The sequence below is a fragment of the Nostoc sp. genome, from assembly GCF_036917375.1.
Taxonomy (GTDB): domain Bacteria; phylum Cyanobacteriota; class Cyanobacteriia; order Cyanobacteriales; family Nostocaceae; genus Nostoc.
This window is the reverse complement of the sequence record NZ_JBALDN010000029.1, coordinates 21,666-39,371: the sequence shown is the minus strand read 5'-3', so window position 1 is coordinate 39,371 and position 17,706 is coordinate 21,666. Positions and strand designations below refer to the sequence as shown.

Here is a 17,706-nt window from a genome sequence, read left to right as displayed (position 1 = left end):
TCCTTATCCGTTCGCGGAGTGTCCCGCAGGGAAGGGGTATGGATAGCCACGGTGAAGTAAGCAGGAGGCAGAGGGTTGCAATACAGTTTAGGCTGCTTTTCTACACGAGAGGCCATGCGATCGCAACTGGTAAAAACTAAGAACATGCCTGTCTGTGGAAACTTAGCCCCAGAGGTAGCAGATAAAATTAATAACCTGGTTGGCTTGAATTCAGCCAATTTACAACTCGCTACTTATGAGGTGTTTCATGTTCGCAGTTAGCCTCAGAAAAATGCTCAACAAAAAGGAGTTGCCATCTCTACTTCATAACTTAATTTACCAGATGTTCCAACGCCACCCAATTTCATTAAGGCTTTACGCCACTTTCTTGTCTTGGTTCTGTTGTTCTAATCTTACCCAAATACGCTATTAAAAGAAACCTCAACCATGTTTACTACGCTAAAGAACCTAGAAAAAACTGGTCGCTACAGTCCCTATGAGAAAGACTTAATCCCCAAAGAGGGGCATCTGGTTCCGGTCAGGATCTCTCAACTGATGATTCAGAAAGATGGGGAGCAACTGATCTGGTCTATCCAATTTCTTTTTTATGGATGTGTTTAGAACAATGAGAAAAATGAATAGTAATTCGCTAGGACAAAAAAATAAAAGTATTTTTGTAAACAAATTTAATTTAAGAGTTACAAAGAAGAAAGCTTTCTTCGGTACTCTCATCTTATTGCTTGGTTTGCTTGGAATTACTACTTTCTGGTTTAAATCCAGATATGATTTTGATAATCAGATGACGGTTAAAATCCAAGAATTATCTAATGCCGAGTATCCAGCAAATCCTGCCCCATTAGGCAAAAATTTTCAAAGATATTCCCAACGGAAATTAACAATTATCAAGAAAGATGAAACTCACTTCGATTTTATACTCGAACCGACAAATAAAAAAACAGCAAAGATAATTATAAAAAATGTTGATTTAAAGCTATTAGTGCCTAAAGCACCAGAATGGGTGAAAAAAGATAAAGGTTTAGAAATAATTGCCTTTACAGATCGGGAGTGGAACCGACAACAAGTTAGCTTTCCGGCAAATTCTGAAAATATAGAAATTATCGGAGGCGATGGTTTTGAAACGCAAAATCTTGTAGAGATTGCTTTGGCTAACAATTGCTTAAATGCTGGATTTTGGGAAATTTTGCTTTTTACTAAAGAAGATGGTAATAAATCCCTTTATTATCAAAATTGGTTTACCTTGCCATTAGGGCATTATAAAAATGTATTTGAGAATATCAATAAAATTTCTTATTGGGACTATTGGTGGAGATTAGAACACTGGCAAGATCCGAGTAGCACAGTAATAAATACTAATTTGCTTAGGAAAGTGATCGATGAAAAAGAAATCATTAGCAACTTTCCAATTGATGAAAAAATTATTTTGGCAGGGGAACAAAGTAGAAAAATTAGGACTACACTAGCAACTAATTTAACTAGCTGGAGAGATTTTTATCGCAATGAAAATAAAATTGAATTTGCAACTTTTAGAGCACCAGGGTTTTACGATACCAATAAACCTTGGAAAAATGAATACTGGAGAATCGGTAAATTTGAAAAAGCTATTTTGAGAACCATTAAACCTATCGGTACTCAGCAAAATTTGCAAGAGATAGAATTAATTTTAGGAGATACAAAGAATGGAGAAAAAAATAAATTATTCATCAGTGGTATCGACATAAAAAATCTTCCTAAATTGCCTGTGGAAGAATATCCTAAAGGCTTATATATGCCGATGGGAATTGGGATACCTCCTTTTTATCAAAGTTACGAAGAATTAACAAAATCTCATCCAGACGAAAGCCCCTACTTCAGTTTTTTACTAGATTCAAAAGATAGATGGATAGATCATCACCACTTAGCAGTTGATGGTTCAGTAATGCATCTTGATATGGATAATCCAAATCTTTTGCATCTTTATTTACTGTCTTATGAAAGAAATACTTTAATTGCTCATCTCTTAATCTATTTGAAATAAACGCCGCGCTACCACTGATTACTCAGCACTCACCACTCTCTTATGCTAAAAAACCCTAAATTACTTAAAACTGCTCACCAAGGAATTCTCAAGCAATTCCTGATCGCTTTCTTACCACTGTCTGTCCTGGTCGGGGGCGTGCTGATCATCATTCATCAGGCAGAGAGTAAAACTGAACGGGGCGCAATTTCGATCAACGAAAGCCGTAACGTTGAACTGCAAGCCAAAATAGCTGCTAATGATTTCAATTTAATTAAGTCAGACTTGATGTTTTTGGCTACCCAAAACGAACTACAGTCGATGCTCAACCGACCTGGGAGTACAACTGAAACACTGGAGTTAAGGCAGGCGATCGCTAAAGAGTATTTTTCCATGTCTCAGCAGAAGCAACTCTATGACCAGATTCGCTTTCTTGACACAACTGGTAAAGAAATTGTCAGAGTCAACTTTAATAAAGGTCAGCCCAGCGTTGTCCCTGACGAAAAACTGCAAGTCCAAGCAAAGCGTTACTGGTTTAAGGATACCTTACCCCTCAAATCAGGTGAGGTCTTTGTTTCGCCACTGGATCTAAATATTGAGCGGGGCAAAATTGAACAACCGCTCAAACCAATGATCCGTTTTGGCACTCCTGTATTTGATTCTCAGGGGCAAAAACGCGGCATCGTTGTGCTTAACTATCTAGGTGAGAAATTTATCCAGAATCTGCAAAAAGAAAACTCGACAACTTTAGGCGAAATGCTGCTACTCAATGCTGATGGTTATTGGCTTAAGGGATCAAAGCCAGAGAATGAGTGGGGCTTTATGTACGAAGACCGCAAAAACCAAACCTTCGCAAAAGCCTTTCCGAAAGTTTGGCAGCAGATAGCCACAACGGAGTCGGGGCAGTTCCAAACGGCTGAAGGATTATTCACCTTTAAAACCCTGTATCCTCTACTGGAAGTTCAAAAAGCTCAATCCAGTACGGGGGCGACCCGCGCCTTTGATTCCAGTCAAGAGAAGGTGGATGCCAAGTCTTACCGTTGGAAAATTTTGACTCATGTTCCCCCTGCGACCTTAAATGCGCGATCGCAAAGTTCTTTTAAGCGACTCGTGCTGTTTTATGTTGTTCTGACTGGGTTGATTGGGGTGGGTTCCTGGCTATTAGTCCTATCCCGCTTAGGACGGCAACAAACAGACACAGAACTGCAAGCAACATTCGCTGACCTGACTGCGATTATTGACAATCTAGCAGATGGGTTACTAGTAACCAACACCATTGGCCAGATCACCCGCTTTAACCCGGCGCTACTCAAAATGTTCCAGCTTGGCGACATTGATCTTAAAGGAAAAGACTATCAAGAAATTTCTCAAGTTGAAATTGCTGATTTGGTAAAGCAGACCCACAAGCAGTCACGAGAAATCTTCACAGCTGAGGTCGATCTAGCAGCAGGTCGGGTTGGTCAAGCTCTAGCAACTACCATTTTTAAAGAAGCGTCTAAGGATGAGGCGAGGAAGTGGCTAGGCTCAGTGATCCTGATTCGGGATGTGACAGCTGAGAAAGAGATCGATCAGATGAAAACCGATTTCATCTCTACGGTTTCCCACGAGTTGCGGACGCCACTAACTTCTGTCCTCGGTTTTGCGTCGATCATTAAAGAAAAGCTGGAAACTGATGTTTTTCCAATACTTCCTACCGAAGACCGTAAACTTCAGAAAACGATTAAGCGGGTGGGTGACAATCTCAACATTATTGTGTTAGAAGCAGAACGGCTTACATCTTTGATTAACGATGTCTTAGATATCGCCAAGATGGAAGCAGGTAAGGTGGAATGGCAGATGCAACCCTTCGATCCCAGCGAATTACTAGATTGGGCAACCAATTCCACCGCTGGGTTATTTGAAACCAATGGCTTGCAATTGGTGAGCGAGATTGAACCTGGACTGCCTCAGATAGTAGGCGATCGCAATCGTCTGCTACAAGTCCTGATTAACCTGATTTCTAATGCCGTTAAGTTTACCGAATCCGGTTCTGTCATCTGCTGCATTAAACAAGAGAACGAAGGTGTTTGCATCAGCGTCATTGACACAGGCGTTGGTATTACACCTGAAGACCAGCCAAAAGTATTTGAGAAATTTCGCCAAGTTGGCGACACCCTCACCGACAAACCCAAAGGCACAGGGCTAGGACTGCCCATCTGTAAACAAATCGTCGATCATCACGGTGGTAGAATCTGGGTGGAGAGTGAACCAGGCAAGGGTAGCATATTCTCGTTCCTCATTCCCACCTCTGCTAGCGATCGCAAAACCAGTACCAGTCTGAATCTGGATGCGCTAGTCAAACAACTTAAAGAACACGTCATTACCACCAACCCTGTGCTGAATCAAAACAGCAAAACAATTCTGGTAGTAGATGATGATATCAACATTCGGGAATTGCTTCGTCAACAACTAGAAACCGAAGGCTATAATGTTCGGGAAGCGAAAGACGGCGTGGATGCTATTCATCAAATAAAAATAGCCCGTCCCGACCTGATTCTGCTGGACGTGATGATGCCCCAAATCAACGGCTTCGACGTGGCAGCTGTCCTCAAAAATGATCCTCAGACCGCAGACATTCCGATCATTATTCTGTCAATTATTGAAAACAAAGAACGAGGCTACCATATTGGCATTGATCGCTATCTCACCAAGCCCATTGACACAGAGAAACTCCTCAACGAAATTGGCTCATTGCTTTCCCAAGGTACTTCCAGTAAAAAGGTATTGGTTGTGGACAAAAATGCCTCAACCTTAAAAACCATATCGGATGTACTACAAACTCAGGGATACAGCGTGATTGCAGCCTCCGATCCCCAAGAATGCATCAATAAAGCTCGGTCAGCCAAACCTGACATGATTATCATCGATTCTATTTTCTCTCAAGAAGCCGACATGGTGAAAACCCTACGCTTTGAGAAGGAGTTGGAAAATGTATTTTTTATTATGCTGTCTGAACAGTAATCGCTGCGACTGGGGATTGGTCAAAAATTAGTTTAACCCAATGCCCCACTCCCCACTCCCCACTCCCTCCCAATCTTATGACCCAGAAAATTCTAATTGTTGACGATGAACCCAATATCTTGATTTTGATGGAACAAGCCTTAGAAGCATTAGAAGATGAGGGTGTTGAACTTCTAACTGCTAGAAATGGAGAAGAAGCTCTCGAAACTATTAAAACTGAAAAACCAAACCTGGTTTTTCTTGATGTGATGATGCCGAAAATGAATGGTCTGCAAGTCTGCCATATTGTAAAACACGACCTGCAAATGACTGATGTCTACATTGTGATATTGACAGCTAAGGGACAAGAATTTGATAAACAAAAAGGAATTGAGGTTGGCGCAGATCTATATCTAACTAAACCATTTCGCCCCAAAGAAGTACTTGAAAAATCAATGCAGGTGTTGGGCTTTTGAGGAAAATTTTGAATGCTTTTCACCTGCTTTCGCTTCCATTCTACCGCAGGCGATCGCATTTGATTTAGTTAAGTCGATTACTACTGAGATTAACACCAGTCAAATACTGGTTTTGCCTTCGGAGGTAGCGGCTTGGGACTGCTTTAGTCATGCAGCCACCTCTATGACCAAATCATCGGGTACTTCAAAAATCCCCAACCGCCCAATGTAAGGAATCGGCGTAATCTCTCGCGGATTCTCCAGCTTCCAGTGGTATTGCCCAGGCATTCCCCAGCTAGACGCAACTTGTGAGAATCGGCAATCAACTATTGTGACAACGCCAATATACTTGACCGCGACGTAGAGATATTAGTTCTGGGATTACTACTCCCATGCTTTGACAAAATTCTTTCGCTAACTGCAATACCATTGCCAATTTACGAGGCTTTAAAGCCCGTAGAAACGGCATGAATACGTCCCAAAGAAGTAAGCTTGGCAAAAATCTGATTTAATAAAATAGGCTCAGGCATTTCCGGAAGCATTTTTAAGATTTCATTAACATATCGAAAACCACGGTAGTGAGCCTTAAGGTCAATAATGCCGGAACCGGGATTGTGGTGACGAAAATCAGCGAGAAGATGGTGGGATAAATTAACCATGAAGAATGCTAGATTAGCAGCATTAGTCACAGCAGTTTGTCCCAGGTTCATAAAATCTTCGTGATATTCCTAACATAGTTACTCGGCCGTTCATTGCTAACATAGCCAAGATTATTTGGTTCAACTGCCGCATTGTTGTAGCGTTTATCTGTGGTAGCAGGCATTGTAAGAGTGATAGGATGTCGAACATGGGCAAAATTGTAGTTTTTGAGTTGTCGTTTGGGAAGACAACAACTCTACTACAGAACGCCCTCTCTCTTCATACTCTTGTTTTGGCGAAGGTATTATAGTACATAAGGTTATCAGTGTATTGCTATCGGCAATATCATTGATTTGACTCTTGATGTCTTTAGGCTTACTAACGTCTATAGCTGCTGCTGCCAGTGCAGTGCCAGAGGCAATACCTATTAATCCAAGAACACTAGGAGTAATAATGTCATATGCCCCAGTAATTAGCCAAACGAACAGAAATGAAGCGATGACCAAGAAAAACCAAAATGCCATCTGACAACGGGCAAGGCTAAACCGCTTATCCTTTGGATCTGATGCTTTTGGTGTAAAATCGCGCACTATGTCGGTTTCATTAACCAAATACAACATCCAAACTAGTGATACCCCAAGTCCTATTAAGCAAATCCAGAATAGCCAATCGCGGATACGGACGAGTTTGAATTTTTCGCCTTTTATATCTGTAGGTTCTGCGTAACCGTTTTCTAAACCCACGCTAACTTGAGTAGGTCGTTTAAAAAATTTGTCGGTTAAAAAAGGAGGTGCGCCAAGTAAATCAGCATTGCACTTTTTTATTATGTTTTATAACGGTGATTGTACTCAATATTAATAAACGTGCTATGGTTATAAACCCTGTTTTGTTACCTTGAAAACAATAATCTCAGCTAGATTGTGAAACTTTTATTTAATAAATCCTTGAGTTTTTATTTTCACTCCAGTAACTAAAACTTCTAACTTCAAAGTGAAGCTAAAACCCAAAAAGGCTTTCACCAACTGGTCAAAACTCCCGACAAGCTGAACGAAGTCGTAGCGATCGCAGCCAAAGAAAAACCCTTCCCCACTGCCGCCGATTTTGCTAAAGCAGTACAGAAGGTCGTTCCAAAAAATACGTCACCCACTAGAACCAGTAGCACAGAACAAGAAAAAATCAAAACGCAATTGTGTAATTCTGTCACTGTTTCTTCCCTTTCACATCCCAGATATGGGAAGTCGGGAGTGATTGAGGCAGACGCGCCCAATAACTATCAACAGATTGTCACCTTCAGCGATGGTGAGAGGCTGCTGGTAAACAATAGTGATTTGGCTAGTTTAAATGACGCAATTGTGTCTGAATCAAGTGGGCGGACTTACCCAAAAGAATATTCTGAGGCAATCGCTGCTATTGAAGAACACCATAAACAGGAGCTAGAGCGACTCTCCCAAGAATTGAGGATTGGTTTGCAAACAGAGGCCGCAGCCAAAGCCGAAGCCCAGGTACAAGAGCAAATCCAATCTCTGCAACAACTCTTTAAACAACAAAAAGAAGAAAATATCCAGTTACAGCAACGGTTGGGTGAGAGGGAGGGGTTACGAAAACCGGAGACTGAAAACCAACAACTCCAGCAACGCATTCAGGAATTAGAACACGCCGTAGAGCAACGTCCTTCTCAAGAATGGGGAAATACCATGACCCAGCAAGCGACCAAAGTTTTGAACAAGCAGGTAAAGCAAGCCCTAGAAAAAACAATTGATTTGCGATCGCTAGCGCTAGAACCCCCAAAAGAGAATGCACAAGAATGCTTACGGTTGATGGGCATGGCTTTGAAGAATCTCGCTAGCGCCATGAACAACACCCAAGCACTTGAAGCTGCTGCAATAATTCTGGGGAGTGAGCCAACACCAATTGCGATCGCGAGTTTTCCAGACGCAGCGATCGCCTTATTTTTATTGGTCAGTTTGTTGTGCTTGCACAACACTCTCAATCTAGATTTGGCGAAGCCTTATAGAACCCATTTGGGAATCAGGTTTCTGCGATGCGATCGCTTTGGGCCCCTACTCATCTCTACTCAATCTTCCAATCAGGCATATAACCAGAAGAAACTTGGCTATACATTTGTAAGACCGATGCAGAAATACGTCCTGAGAGTTTTGCGATCGCCCATAGCGCTCTTGTAAAATCATTTTCAATTGTTGAGAATTCGCAAGAGAAAAAAGTTTATGGCAGATATGTCCGGTCAAGACCCCTCGGAAATCACAATGGCAACGGTTGATGAAGAACGAAAAGGCGCAACTTTCAGCGGTACGGTCATCCTTGGTATAGATCCTGATGCTGGGGAAGTCGTTTTCTTTAGAGACTTTTTAATTGAAGATTATAAAGGCGAACTTACCGCAAATCTTGCAACAGATGGCGATATAACGAAAAGCATTGATTTAGGCGAACTCGATCATAAAAGCCCCAGTTTTAGGCTGCCAATTCCGTTGGGAACGGATACATTACCCTACAATACAGTCGTGTTGAGCGACAAAAAAAGCAAGAAAAAAATCCTGACGATCAATCTATAAAATTTGTAACTTAGCTCGTAGTTCAGCCAAATTCGATTGCCCTCCTGTATAGATATCAAATGGGTTCTATAAAAGTGTTCAAGGGTAAAGCGTATTAAGTGATGTCAGAACACCAGACAGCACAAAGCTGTAGAGAAGATATTGGGATATTACCGTGTCCTCTGTACAGCCATGTGATAAGAATTGATTGAAAAGGCGATTGCATACTACTGAGTACGCAATCGCCTTAATTCTGGAAAGATTGAAGTTTTTACAACCAGTTTTCAGACTTGGTTTGGTCATCGGAATCATCTCCGGTGGCTTGAGCAATACAAGTTTTTGGCTTCCGGCTGCTAGTCCCGGTGGCGGCTGGTTTTAGGTTTCGTATCGTTAACTCGATTTGTAAGGGTTGAATTTTGAGCGCTTCTTTGTTTTCTGAGAGGCATCGCGCTCGTCTCCTCTCTTATGATTACTATACTACTACTACTACGCTCACCAGTGGTTGTCAAGCAATTTTAACTGGTGAGCGTAGTGGATAAATCTCTTAACTGTTGTAATCTATGTTCCAAATAAGTGAAGTGATATCCCCATCTAAAGCAACACAAAGTTTCTCTAGAATTTCTGTACTAACAGTCATCTGAGTTGGTTTTTTTGGTTTGTTAATAAAGACGTGAGGAGTCTCTAGCTGCTGAATATAAGCCACAGAAACTCCCACAGCATCAGATAGCTTTTGTCTACTATATCCAGCTTTCTCTCTAAGCTCCCTGAGTTTTTGGGCATTTTCTTCATTCCATCTAAACGCAGCGATGGGTGTTACATCTACTGTGATATTCATTTTTACTTTAATTTTATTTTCACTGCGCTCGCCAGTTGACATGATAATATTATTAATATACTGGTGTCAACCATAAGGCTACACCAAGCAAAGGTGAAAGCGATCGCTTGCCCATTAGCAATGCGATCATTTAGCTCAATTGTCTGACTATATAAGGCTAAAGTCTACAAAAGACTATTTACAAGCACTTGGGAACGATATGGGAATTCCCATATCGTCTTTAATAATTGAAATTGAAGGGTATGGCAAGGAACAAGGTACTTGGGTTAATAGCGCTAAGAAAAAGGCATCAAGGAAAAATATTTTATTTTTTAAACATACTAATTGCTGCAACACCAGACGCACCAGCATCAAGACATTTTTGATAATTGTTTTCGTTAATTCCCCCAAGAGCAAAAACTTTCATTTGTGTTGATGTGCAAGCTTTAGTGAGCATATCTAGACCAATACCTTTTGCTTTTGGATGAGTTGGAGTCGCAAAAATAGGTGAAAAAAATACATAGTCTAATCCTTCATCCTCTGCCTCTTTTATAGATTTTAATGAGTGACATGATTTTCCAAACAGTATACTATTGCTTTTTGCCTCTGGCATTTTAATTTGGTCTTTTTCTCTAAAATGAAAAGCACTAACTAAAGAAAATTTATAATTTAGAGAAAATGGTAAAATGATTTGCAATTCAAAGAATCTATCCGTTTCGGTTTTTTTTCACAGCGACGTGTCCGCGTCCTCCGAAGGCAGATCGCCTGCGCCCGGCCAGACGTACAATCCCACCACGCCCAGATACGAGATGATGCTGATCCACGGCGATATAAGCACGACCAGCAGCGCGAACAGGTAGATGGACGGACCGAAGAGGTAGCGTCTACGGATCGCGCGATACAGGTCTTCGTTGACCGCATCGCTCAGCAGCCGCCGACGGTGCGCCCACCATAGACACAGGTTGAAAAGTACCGCCTGACCTAAGGCGGTCGCGGCATAACAGGCGGCAGCAGCTTGCTGATCAACGACGTTCGTCGACTTCAATTCCTCAGCCAGAAGCCGTGCGGGGAGGGGAATGATCGCGACGAACAATAGCAGCGACAGATTGATTACGAGCAGAACCTGATCGACCTTCTCGATGTATCGCCAGAGGTTGTGATGCGTGATCCAAATTTGCCCAACCACGAGAAACGTTAGCACGAACGCCACCAGCGACGGCCACTCGTGCAGCAGCACCTTAGCGATACCATCCTGCTGAAGCGCGTGGGTATCGATCTCAAACAATTGAACCGACAGCACGGTGAGCACGATCGCAATGACCGCATCGCTGAACGCTTCAAGCCGCTCCGAGCCGCGACTCTGCTCACGCTTGCGGGAGAAACGGGTGGAGCGGCGTTTAAATGGGGGTTCCCCTTCAGCTTTGTCTAGACGCTTCATGTTCAACTCGTAACTCCGAAGCTACTCATTAATTTTACCTAATCTGCGAGTAACTGATGCGATCGCCCTACTACCGCATACCACAGCCCTCAAGTGACCCCAACAGTTCCGTTGAAAGACCGTTCTCAAAAGGCTAAATCGGCATCGGTCAGTGGAAGGTTGCACTTGAGGAGGAGCGATCGCACTTGTACACAGCAAGAGTGATCGCCTTGTCGTCAAATCTGTAATTCAACATCAGATAATCCATGCTGTCTAACAACAATGGCTCTCGCAACGCTCAAACGCAAATTCTGCCAAGCCAAGAGCGATTGGATTAAAACTCTTTAAGTCAATATATCTGTAGTGCTAAAATGCTACTTTTTCACGAAACTGTTTCCCAGCAGAAAACGCAGGCACTCTTGTAGCTGGGATAGTCATTGGCTCATTGGTTTTCGGATTACGCCCTTCGCGCTCTGAGCGATGCCTACGGCGGCAAGCTACGCGTCGCTCGAATGACCCAAACCCAATGAGCGTTACCTTATCCCCATTGGCTACAGCCTCGGTAACAACTGACAAAAAAGCACTGATGATTTCATCAGCTTGCTTTTTTGTGATGTTGGTCTTTGCGGCTACAGCATCCACTAGTTCGCCTTTGTTCATAAATCACCCTGAAGTATTGCAGAAAATCTAGCATTACTACCTCTAGTTAGGAAAGGGGAAAATAAATAATTTCTAGCAACATACGAAAATTAACAATGCACGACTACTATTGTGGCGACTTTGAATTAATGAGTACATTAGGAGAGTACAAATGTATTGTAGATGAGAGTAAGTTGAGCTATGCACCTTTTGTGGTTTCGTCGAGATTTGCGTTTAACTGATAACGAAATTGTCACCTCTTCATCTGGTAATGATGCAACAGTTCTGCCATTCTTCATTATTGACCCTTGGTTTTATACCTGGGCTGATACCGGAAAGAAGAGAGTCCGCTTTTTGTTTGAGTCTTTGGAAAATCTCAACTCAAATCTCCAAAAGTTAGGTAGTCGGCTATACTTATTTGAAGGTAATTCTACAGACATAGTACAAACGTTGACTAGGCAGTTAATTATTGCAGGATATAAATCCCAATTCAGATCCCTTATAGAACACATTTTTGCAGAAATCCCAAGGTTCCATCTCTGAATTGTTAGACTCTTCAATTATCTGAACAATAGGACTAATCTCGTTTTGAGCAAATTCACGCGCAAGAGACTGCAACATCTCCTGTTTTTGAGTGAGGCTGAAGTCAATCATTTTTTATTTTCTCTTTATTTCTACAGTGAAAATATACAACTTTCTTTGATCTACTATCACCTTATAATCAGTATCAAAATATCGGTTTTGTAACCAGATTTTCTTATTTAAAGGCTGTGTACAAGTAGAAAAGTCTTTGTATATCCTAGCTTTAGGATATGCACGTCTCTTTCAAAAAGTAAGCACAAAAGAAAAATAAGTCAAAAATACCTATAAAAAAGTCAATTGCTATAGCCTATTAGAAGATATCTACTAAATTAGTTAAGCTTATACTATATTTTTAGACAGGCTATATGAACTGATTTTAATTATCTAAAGAATTATAGGCAAGATTCAGTTTGCCGACTGACTCTTCTAATAAGCGTTGTTCATTAGCATTTCTTGGTAACACCAGTTGGTGTTCAATACCTATTGAGCTAGTGATACACGGAAGTCCAAAAACAATTTTACTGCCAAGTTAACTGAGGAAAAGAATTGTGCTTTCTTAATATTGTGACAACAGAGTTAGCAACATGAAGCCATTGTGGAGAACTGCCATAATTTTAACTGCGTAGTTTACCGCCGCAGGCATCGCTGGAGCTACCATCATCGCTATCTTGATTTTCCAAAAAACTAACCAGCCATCCATCGCGCTTACCGAAGAATGGATCGCTATCCAAGTGGCAGATGGGGACAGCATCACAGTTCGTCAAACCGATGGTAGCCAAATGTCAGTTGAGCTTTGTGTAATTGATGCCCCGGAAGTGAAACAAGGTGAAGTGCCAGCACAAGCATTCAGCAATGAAGCAAAAGATAAAAGAACTCTTGCTAGTCGCTGCTGCCGATAACCGACTGATGATTATTCCAGTAGGACAGCGATGGTCGTACTGTTGCTGAAGTGATGGCTCACGGACAGGGTGAAGCTGAGATTAGTTTTCAGGAAGAGATAATGTTGATTTGAAGAATGTAAGTGCAATGGAGTGAAGCGACATCAAATAGCCCACCGTAGGCATCGCTTTTCCTCTAAAAAAAACTCTAAGCGATCGCTTCATATTCTAAAGATAAAAGTGATTTGTATAAATTAATACTGCGAATTTTCTGAGAGGAAAACTCAAGAACTCAACTTTCCTCGCTTGAATCTCAAAAATGGGAGAGCATCAACGGTGGGGCAGAGGTGATTTTAGCAGAATTGGTAGTGCTTGGGGTGCTTTCTATTCTCAGTGCATAAAAACTAAAAGTCATCGTAGAGAATGACAGTACAGAGATCGTGAACTAAAACTTACCTAATTAACTGACTGCGTTTACTGAACTTCAAGATTTACCAACTCCAAGCAAGAAATCTTGAAAACGACCAAATAATTAAAGCTATAAAGGAGATAAATCAACATGAGCCAGAATGATAACCCACAACCAGAACCACAGATCACAGGAGATAGTCCATAACCTCCTAAGACAATAGGAAAACCAGTTCAGAATGAATTCATTAACTCCGAACAACAGCTCACAACACCAGAATCATCAAATATTAATTGATCAAAAACTTATGATACCAAACTTAAAAAAACTAGTCATTGAAGATATCTATCTTCAAGAAATTGAACTCAAAGACACTGAAACTCAATCTATTAATGGTGGTTCACCAACTTTACCACTGCCACCACCTAGTAGTAAAATTTCATTATTTTCTCATGACTGGGTAGCAATCCAGCCCCAACCTTTGCCTCCTAGAGTTTCTTTGACTCCAAGATTTTCTTCATAAGTACAAAACTACTTCCAGTGCAGGAGCCACAGGACTTACGCAACTGTCACAAGCAATAGCGCAGCTACACTACGCCATGCACTAAACAACAATCCCGTTCCTAAGCTTTGTATTCGGAACGGGATCAAAATAATATCTATATACCATGACTAATCTCCATAAGAACGTCTAGGGCAGTTTTATATTGCGTAATAGAAGCCAGATTCACAACTGCACGCAATGATTACAAAATAATATCAGTGTCTATTTGAAGAAAAACCTTGGGTGTGTACCGAGGGTAAATTGTAGAAGTGGTGCAACGCCGTCTACTATTGCTAGTTCTTTATTTACAATTGGCTTGGCAGGAATAATAATCAATTGCAGCAATTTAATCCACTAAGTAAGTCGTGGTGAAAATTTATAAGTATGTAACAAAAAATTAAGCAGAAGAATGAGAGTTAAATTTTACACGTTGTGTACTGTAGTTTCTTTTTTCACCTCTTCTTTGAACTCCATCAATGACAGCATAACGCTCTTTTATGTCTCTGGTGAGAGAAAAATGCTGTGATTTGCTGAGATTTTTGAAACTCCTTGAAGGCTGTGAATAATGCAGACGCTGCTATGTCGGAAATATTGGGAAATAATCAAATATATCTGTGAAAAAACCAAGATATGGCAGACATTACAGTTAACATGATTAAGTAACAAAATCATGTTGAACGTGAATAAAAAAACTACTAAAAAAGCCTTAAACCCAAGCAAGCTGGGGAGGATATAGAGAAAAATCTGGCAGAAAATCTACTACGAAATCCATAAAGATTTCCTAATTTAACAGCCATATCAGTTTTCAAATCGGTTTTTACATACCATGTCTGATTTTTTGGCAAATTATTTGGGTCAGTAGTGATTCGCCAATACGTTATCAGTGTGGATTCGCTTTCATTTATCTGTTGTATATATCTTTTTTCTGACTTTCCATCACTAAATTTTCGCTCAAACTCTTGCCACACACTATAAGCATTAACTGAGACAATTCCATTATCAACTTTTCCCAAGTTGCCAATATATTGTCTCGCAACGTAATCTGTGTGCTTCCCTTTCTTTTTATCTCCAGTTTCATCAATTACTAACTTAAATGAACGTCCCTCTAACATTAAGAGAGTCAGTTCTAAACGTCTGTTTCGTAAATCTTCTAGTGACCAAGGTGAATTCGTAAGAAAGTTTTGCAGTGGTTGTGCATCGTGTAAACCTACTGCTTTCGATATTTCTGGTAAAGATTTACGCTTTATATCAGATAACATCCCAGCATGAAGATGTTTAAAATTTTCAAATGTCCTCACTTCTGGAAACAAATCTCTATAGGCATCGCAGTACTGATCTACCACGGTGATCGTGGAGGTAGCCGTTCTTGAACCCAATTAAATACCCTTGCTAAGTTAAACTCTTAGTAATTATACTCTCATGAGAGTAATAAAAGAGCGTTATGATGCTAGTGAATTAGTTAAGCAAGTAGGTTATCACAGTTCAATTCTTATCGATCAAGGGACTTGTGATAAATTTTTAGCTAAACAATTACTGCCAGAGGTGTTTAAGCAAGTTTGTACAGATGTTAACCAGCCGCTAAACTTGCGTTACCAAGAAGGCTATGACCACAGTTATTATTTCATCGCCAGTTTAATTGAAGATCATATCCGCCACCATGCAAGCGCTTTTAAAAAACTAGACCGGAAAACAGGAATTCAGATTTGACACTTTTCTTAAGTTTTATATTGTAGTTAAACAAATAACCATTGAAAGCCCAAAGAAATCCTAATACTCCCGACAATAAAAACGAGACAATAACTAAACAAATTGCCCAGCGGCGTTGCAGTCCTGCTTTGGCATGGCTAAAGTTTGCACCTATTAAAATAGCGTTGGTGAAGTTTGCGCCTCGAATGTCTCAAATGTCGTAATTCTTGGTGGTATGGTTCCTCCTGTGTCACTACCATTACCCCCCCAGACTACATTTCCGCCATGAACCTGCATAAGTTCTTCGTCTGATAAATCGACCAACTCTATTTCCGATAGCAGGTTTGTTATTGACTGGATTTTGGCTTGTTTTTTATCTGACTTGTTAATTTTCATTTGAGTTATCGGATTCACTGTTATTAGAAGCTTACATTAAAAGCAATTTACCTGAGTTGGTTGTATTTTCTTAATTCCGCTTGAACTCCATTTGGGCGAAGTGGTCTTGCAGCAGTTTGTGGACGAAGCGGTAGCGACCACCAACTCGTTGAAGGAATAATCGCTCGGTGCAGTAGTTAAGGAAACAGGCATAATTCCAAGAATTATTAAATTGAGATTAACCTGGATAAGTTAATGAGTATTAAGTTGCTCCAAAAATTGATGTTGCTAGGTTCAGGAGAACTAGGTAAAGAATTTGCGATCGCTGCTGTTCTTCGCGTTTAATAAGCAATTAAGCAAACATAATATTACATCTTGTACTAGAACACTGAACAACTATAGGACTAGTATTTGATTTCTGAAAAGATACGTAGGGTGTGTTAGCGACAGCGTAACGCACCATCATCAAGGGTTTGGTGCGTTACGAACTGCGTTCTAACACACCCTACAATACCTAATTTCGTTCAAAAATCAAATATGATTCCTATAGAAGTCGCGGTTATATAAGTGAAGTCTGCTTACGCGGGCTGACGAAAAATTAGGCGTTACATAATACAGGGACGATTTTGCTAGTTTTGTAGCATGGACATTTTGCCCGTTCCTTGTATTTTCAAGTGGGCTAGCTACAAAAATCATCCTTTGTATTCAGCAACGCCTAATTTCTTTTGCGTAATTGCCCATGACGCACAATAAACGTTTGGATTTATTCCAAATTTAGAGAGAATCTCAATTCAGTAAGTCCAGTTGTCTAAACTTATTCTTGGGGGAAGAAGAAGTAACTGTGTAAAATCTTACAGATAATTAAAGTAACTGCCTCCAAGATTTAAACCTGTTAGGCCTTCAACAATCCCTATTAACTCATTGACCTCTCCTGACTATTGAAAGTAAATAGCTGTACCTGCTGGTAAACCTTCAGAATTACGGCTTAAAACATATTTGTTTGATGAACCGTAGAGTACAATTTTGTCTTGACTAACATCAAAACCGCGCTGGTGGAAATTTGACTGTTGCGACGGAGTAAGAGTAAATCGCTGTTGATGTTGATATTACCACCGTTACCGGATGCAGTTTCGGTGTTGAGTTCGCTTTGGTTGTCTAAAGTAATTTTAGGTGAGTTGATTTCGATATTGCCAGCCTTACCCATACCTCCGGCTTCCACTGTGCTGAAAATGTAAGCATTACCTGTAAGGGAAACAACATCTTTTGCACCCACTGTCACATTCCCTGCATTTCCCTGTCCATGAGTTGAGGCAAGCGATGTCTACGACGGGCTACACCTACGTGGGTTTAAGGTGCGATCGCCACCATAACTTTTACAAGATGTATAATATAAAACTTGACTTTCAGACTGGAATAACACCACCTGAACCCTGGCTGCTTTGGGTATCACAGCTTTTAAGCAATGAGCAAATTGAGGCTGTAAAAACTCGTTGGAATGTAACGGGAGTTCTGAAGAGTGAGGAAAATACCTTTTTTGTTTGAGCTTGGGCAAGATATGGAGCAAACTCAATTACCAGAAATAGCCCAGTGGTTGAGAGGCTGGTAAATTAAATTCTAGCGTGGAAAAGCGATCGCACCCCCAAAGAGCGATCGTCAGTAGCAACAATTTTGGTATTTGAATACAACAGCATTAGTAAAGCGTCCATTTAACTTGTCTGTGTAGACCAATGTGGAATAATAAGTGGTT

General features: G+C 40.7%; 22 protein-coding genes and 3 pseudogenes. 13 read left to right on the top strand and 12 right to left on the bottom strand.

What is annotated here, in order from left to right:
* Nucleotides 1–75 precede the first annotated feature (75 nt).
* The 5 genes from V7K45_RS07885 (at nucleotide 76) to V7K45_RS07865 (ending at nucleotide 5,659) form a co-directional block, all read left to right on the top strand.
* Nucleotides 76–261, top strand: a complete 186-nt coding sequence (locus V7K45_RS07885) for a hypothetical protein (RefSeq protein ID WP_335002067.1) — start codon at nucleotides 76–78, stop codon at nucleotides 259–261.
* Between the two features lie 352 nt (nucleotides 262–613).
* Nucleotides 614–2,014 carry a hypothetical protein gene (locus tag V7K45_RS07880; protein WP_335002065.1) on the top strand — a complete coding sequence of 467 codons (1,401 nt, stop codon included), beginning with the start codon at nucleotides 614–616 and terminating at the stop codon, nucleotides 2,012–2,014.
* Nucleotides 2,015–2,056: 42 nt separating this feature from the next.
* The gene (locus V7K45_RS07875) at nucleotides 2,057–4,993 is read left to right on the top strand and encodes a response regulator (RefSeq protein WP_335002063.1); all 2,937 of its coding nucleotides are present in this window, start codon (nucleotides 2,057–2,059) and stop codon (nucleotides 4,991–4,993) included.
* A 77-nt stretch (nucleotides 4,994–5,070) separates the two neighbouring features.
* The gene (locus V7K45_RS07870; RefSeq protein WP_179066360.1) at nucleotides 5,071–5,448 is read left to right on the top strand and encodes a response regulator transcription factor; all 378 of its coding nucleotides are present in this window, start codon (nucleotides 5,071–5,073) and stop codon (nucleotides 5,446–5,448) included.
* The gene (locus V7K45_RS07865; RefSeq protein WP_335002093.1) at nucleotides 5,417–5,659 is read left to right on the top strand and encodes a hypothetical protein; all 243 of its coding nucleotides are present in this window, start codon (nucleotides 5,417–5,419) and stop codon (nucleotides 5,657–5,659) included. The genes V7K45_RS07870 and V7K45_RS07865 overlap by 32 nt, the downstream gene beginning before the upstream one ends.
* A 205-nt stretch (nucleotides 5,660–5,864) precedes the next feature.
* Here the strand turns inward: V7K45_RS07865 and V7K45_RS07860 are convergent.
* Nucleotides 5,865–6,146, bottom strand: a pseudogene (locus tag V7K45_RS07860) (IS4 family transposase); the annotation flags it as partial.
* 84 nt (nucleotides 6,147–6,230) lie between these two features.
* Nucleotides 6,231–6,809 carry a hypothetical protein gene (locus V7K45_RS07855; RefSeq protein ID WP_335002061.1) on the bottom strand — a complete coding sequence of 193 codons (579 nt, stop codon included), beginning with the start codon at nucleotides 6,807–6,809 and terminating at the stop codon, nucleotides 6,231–6,233.
* Nucleotides 6,810–7,085: 276 nt separating this feature from the next.
* Between V7K45_RS07855 and V7K45_RS07845 the strand changes: the two are divergent.
* The 3 genes and pseudogenes from V7K45_RS07845 to V7K45_RS07835 all read left to right on the top strand — a co-directional run.
* Nucleotides 7,086–7,988: pseudogene (locus V7K45_RS07845) on the top strand (hypothetical protein); the annotation flags it as partial.
* A 303-nt stretch (nucleotides 7,989–8,291) separates the two neighbouring features.
* Nucleotides 8,292–8,636 carry a hypothetical protein gene (locus V7K45_RS07840; RefSeq protein WP_190571367.1) on the top strand — a complete coding sequence of 115 codons (345 nt, stop codon included), beginning with the start codon at nucleotides 8,292–8,294 and terminating at the stop codon, nucleotides 8,634–8,636.
* A 199-nt stretch (nucleotides 8,637–8,835) separates the two neighbouring features.
* Nucleotides 8,836–8,994 carry a hypothetical protein gene (locus V7K45_RS07835; RefSeq protein ID WP_335002051.1) on the top strand — a complete coding sequence of 53 codons (159 nt, stop codon included), beginning with the start codon at nucleotides 8,836–8,838 and terminating at the stop codon, nucleotides 8,992–8,994.
* Nucleotides 8,995–9,159: 165 nt separating this feature from the next.
* Here V7K45_RS07835 and V7K45_RS07830 read toward each other — a convergent pair whose 3' ends face one another.
* From V7K45_RS07830 to V7K45_RS07810, 5 genes are all read right to left on the bottom strand, one after another.
* Nucleotides 9,160–9,492, bottom strand: coding sequence for a helix-turn-helix domain-containing protein (locus V7K45_RS07830; RefSeq protein WP_335002049.1), 333 nt, complete (start codon nucleotides 9,490–9,492; stop codon nucleotides 9,160–9,162).
* A gap of 262 nt (nucleotides 9,493–9,754) precedes the next feature.
* On the bottom strand, nucleotides 9,755–10,126 hold the full coding sequence (locus tag V7K45_RS07825) for a thiamine phosphate synthase (RefSeq protein ID WP_335002047.1): 372 nt from the start codon (nucleotides 10,124–10,126) through the stop codon (nucleotides 9,755–9,757).
* Between the two features lie 30 nt (nucleotides 10,127–10,156).
* Nucleotides 10,157–10,867, bottom strand: a complete 711-nt coding sequence (locus tag V7K45_RS07820) for a TMEM175 family protein (protein WP_335002044.1) — start codon at nucleotides 10,865–10,867, stop codon at nucleotides 10,157–10,159.
* A 21-nt stretch (nucleotides 10,868–10,888) separates the two neighbouring features.
* The gene (locus tag V7K45_RS07815; protein WP_335002042.1) at nucleotides 10,889–11,086 is read right to left on the bottom strand and encodes a hypothetical protein; all 198 of its coding nucleotides are present in this window, start codon (nucleotides 11,084–11,086) and stop codon (nucleotides 10,889–10,891) included.
* Between the two features lie 126 nt (nucleotides 11,087–11,212).
* On the bottom strand, nucleotides 11,213–11,506 hold the full coding sequence (locus tag V7K45_RS07810) for an HU family DNA-binding protein (RefSeq protein WP_335002040.1): 294 nt from the start codon (nucleotides 11,504–11,506) through the stop codon (nucleotides 11,213–11,215).
* A 180-nt stretch (nucleotides 11,507–11,686) separates the two neighbouring features.
* Here V7K45_RS07810 and V7K45_RS07805 point away from each other — a divergent pair, with 180 nt between their 5' ends.
* A complete protein-coding gene (locus V7K45_RS07805; protein ID WP_335002038.1) occupies nucleotides 11,687–12,028 on the top strand; it encodes a deoxyribodipyrimidine photo-lyase in 342 nt (113 codons plus the stop codon).
* On the opposite strand, the gene V7K45_RS07800 is transcribed toward V7K45_RS07805, so the two are convergent.
* Nucleotides 11,948–12,139, bottom strand: coding sequence for an acyl-CoA dehydrogenase family protein (locus V7K45_RS07800; protein ID WP_335002036.1), 192 nt, complete (start codon nucleotides 12,137–12,139; stop codon nucleotides 11,948–11,950). The genes V7K45_RS07805 and V7K45_RS07800 overlap by 81 nt on opposite strands.
* Nucleotides 12,140–12,735: 596 nt before the next feature.
* On the opposite strand from V7K45_RS07800, the gene V7K45_RS07795 reads away from it, so the two are divergent.
* Both V7K45_RS07795 and V7K45_RS07790 read left to right on the top strand, forming a co-directional pair.
* On the top strand, nucleotides 12,736–12,966 hold the full coding sequence (locus tag V7K45_RS07795) for a thermonuclease family protein (protein WP_335002034.1): 231 nt from the start codon (nucleotides 12,736–12,738) through the stop codon (nucleotides 12,964–12,966).
* A gap of 695 nt (nucleotides 12,967–13,661) precedes the next feature.
* A complete protein-coding gene (locus V7K45_RS07790; protein WP_335002031.1) occupies nucleotides 13,662–13,877 on the top strand; it encodes a hypothetical protein in 216 nt (71 codons plus the stop codon).
* 716 nt (nucleotides 13,878–14,593) lie between these two features.
* On the opposite strand, the gene V7K45_RS07785 is transcribed toward V7K45_RS07790, so the two are convergent.
* On the bottom strand, nucleotides 14,594–15,274 hold the full coding sequence (locus V7K45_RS07785; protein ID WP_335002029.1) for a transposase: 681 nt from the start codon (nucleotides 15,272–15,274) through the stop codon (nucleotides 14,594–14,596).
* A gap of 64 nt (nucleotides 15,275–15,338) precedes the next feature.
* Between V7K45_RS07785 and V7K45_RS07780 the strand changes: the two are divergent.
* A pseudogene (locus V7K45_RS07780) lies at nucleotides 15,339–15,605 on the top strand (alpha/beta hydrolase-fold protein); the annotation flags it as partial.
* Here V7K45_RS07780 and V7K45_RS07775 read toward each other — a convergent pair.
* The 3 genes from V7K45_RS07775 to V7K45_RS07765 form a co-directional block, all read right to left on the bottom strand.
* Complete coding sequence (locus V7K45_RS07775) at nucleotides 15,568–15,765, bottom strand: hypothetical protein (RefSeq protein WP_335002091.1); 198 nt, start codon at nucleotides 15,763–15,765, stop codon at nucleotides 15,568–15,570. The pseudogene V7K45_RS07780 and the gene V7K45_RS07775 sit on opposite strands and share 38 nt — an antisense overlap.
* Nucleotides 15,759–15,980, bottom strand: a complete 222-nt coding sequence (locus tag V7K45_RS07770; protein ID WP_335002027.1) for a hypothetical protein — start codon at nucleotides 15,978–15,980, stop codon at nucleotides 15,759–15,761. The genes V7K45_RS07775 and V7K45_RS07770 overlap by 7 nt, the downstream gene beginning before the upstream one ends.
* A gap of 964 nt (nucleotides 15,981–16,944) precedes the next feature.
* Nucleotides 16,945–17,232: a hypothetical protein gene (locus V7K45_RS07765; protein ID WP_335002025.1), complete on the bottom strand. Its 288-nt coding sequence runs from the start codon at nucleotides 17,230–17,232 to the stop codon at nucleotides 16,945–16,947.
* Between the two features lie 44 nt (nucleotides 17,233–17,276).
* Between V7K45_RS07765 and V7K45_RS07760 the strand changes: the two genes are divergently transcribed.
* Complete coding sequence (locus V7K45_RS07760) at nucleotides 17,277–17,501, top strand: hypothetical protein (RefSeq protein WP_335002020.1); 225 nt, start codon at nucleotides 17,277–17,279, stop codon at nucleotides 17,499–17,501.
* Nucleotides 17,502–17,706 lie beyond the last annotated feature (205 nt).

What these genes read in the sequence shown, in the direction of transcription:
- V7K45_RS07870 (WP_179066360.1), top strand. Translation starts at nt 5,071, where the DNA reads ATGACCCAGAAAATTCTAATTGTTGACGATGAACCCAATATCTTGATT.
- V7K45_RS07880 (WP_335002065.1), top strand. Translation starts at nt 614, where the DNA reads ATGAATAGTAATTCGCTAGGACAAAAAAATAAAAGTATTTTTGTAAAC.
- V7K45_RS07805 (WP_335002038.1), top strand. Translation starts at nt 11,687, where the DNA reads ATGCACCTTTTGTGGTTTCGTCGAGATTTGCGTTTAACTGATAACGAA.
- V7K45_RS07800 (WP_335002036.1), bottom strand. Translation starts at nt 12,139, where the DNA reads ATGATTGACTTCAGCCTCACTCAAAAACAGGAGATGTTGCAGTCTCTT.
- V7K45_RS07840 (WP_190571367.1), top strand. Translation starts at nt 8,292, where the DNA reads ATGGCAGATATGTCCGGTCAAGACCCCTCGGAAATCACAATGGCAACG.
- V7K45_RS07830 (WP_335002049.1), bottom strand. Translation starts at nt 9,492, where the DNA reads ATGTCAACTGGCGAGCGCAGTGAAAATAAAATTAAAGTAAAAATGAAT.
- V7K45_RS07790 (WP_335002031.1), top strand. Translation starts at nt 13,662, where the DNA reads ATGATACCAAACTTAAAAAAACTAGTCATTGAAGATATCTATCTTCAA.
- V7K45_RS07810 (WP_335002040.1), bottom strand. Translation starts at nt 11,506, where the DNA reads ATGAACAAAGGCGAACTAGTGGATGCTGTAGCCGCAAAGACCAACATC.
- V7K45_RS07770 (WP_335002027.1), bottom strand. Translation starts at nt 15,980, where the DNA reads ATGAAAATTAACAAGTCAGATAAAAAACAAGCCAAAATCCAGTCAATA.
- V7K45_RS07875 (WP_335002063.1), top strand. Translation starts at nt 2,057, where the DNA reads ATGCTAAAAAACCCTAAATTACTTAAAACTGCTCACCAAGGAATTCTC.
- V7K45_RS07820 (WP_335002044.1), bottom strand. Translation starts at nt 10,867, where the DNA reads ATGAAGCGTCTAGACAAAGCTGAAGGGGAACCCCCATTTAAACGCCGC.
- V7K45_RS07760 (WP_335002020.1), top strand. Translation starts at nt 17,277, where the DNA reads ATGTCTACGACGGGCTACACCTACGTGGGTTTAAGGTGCGATCGCCAC.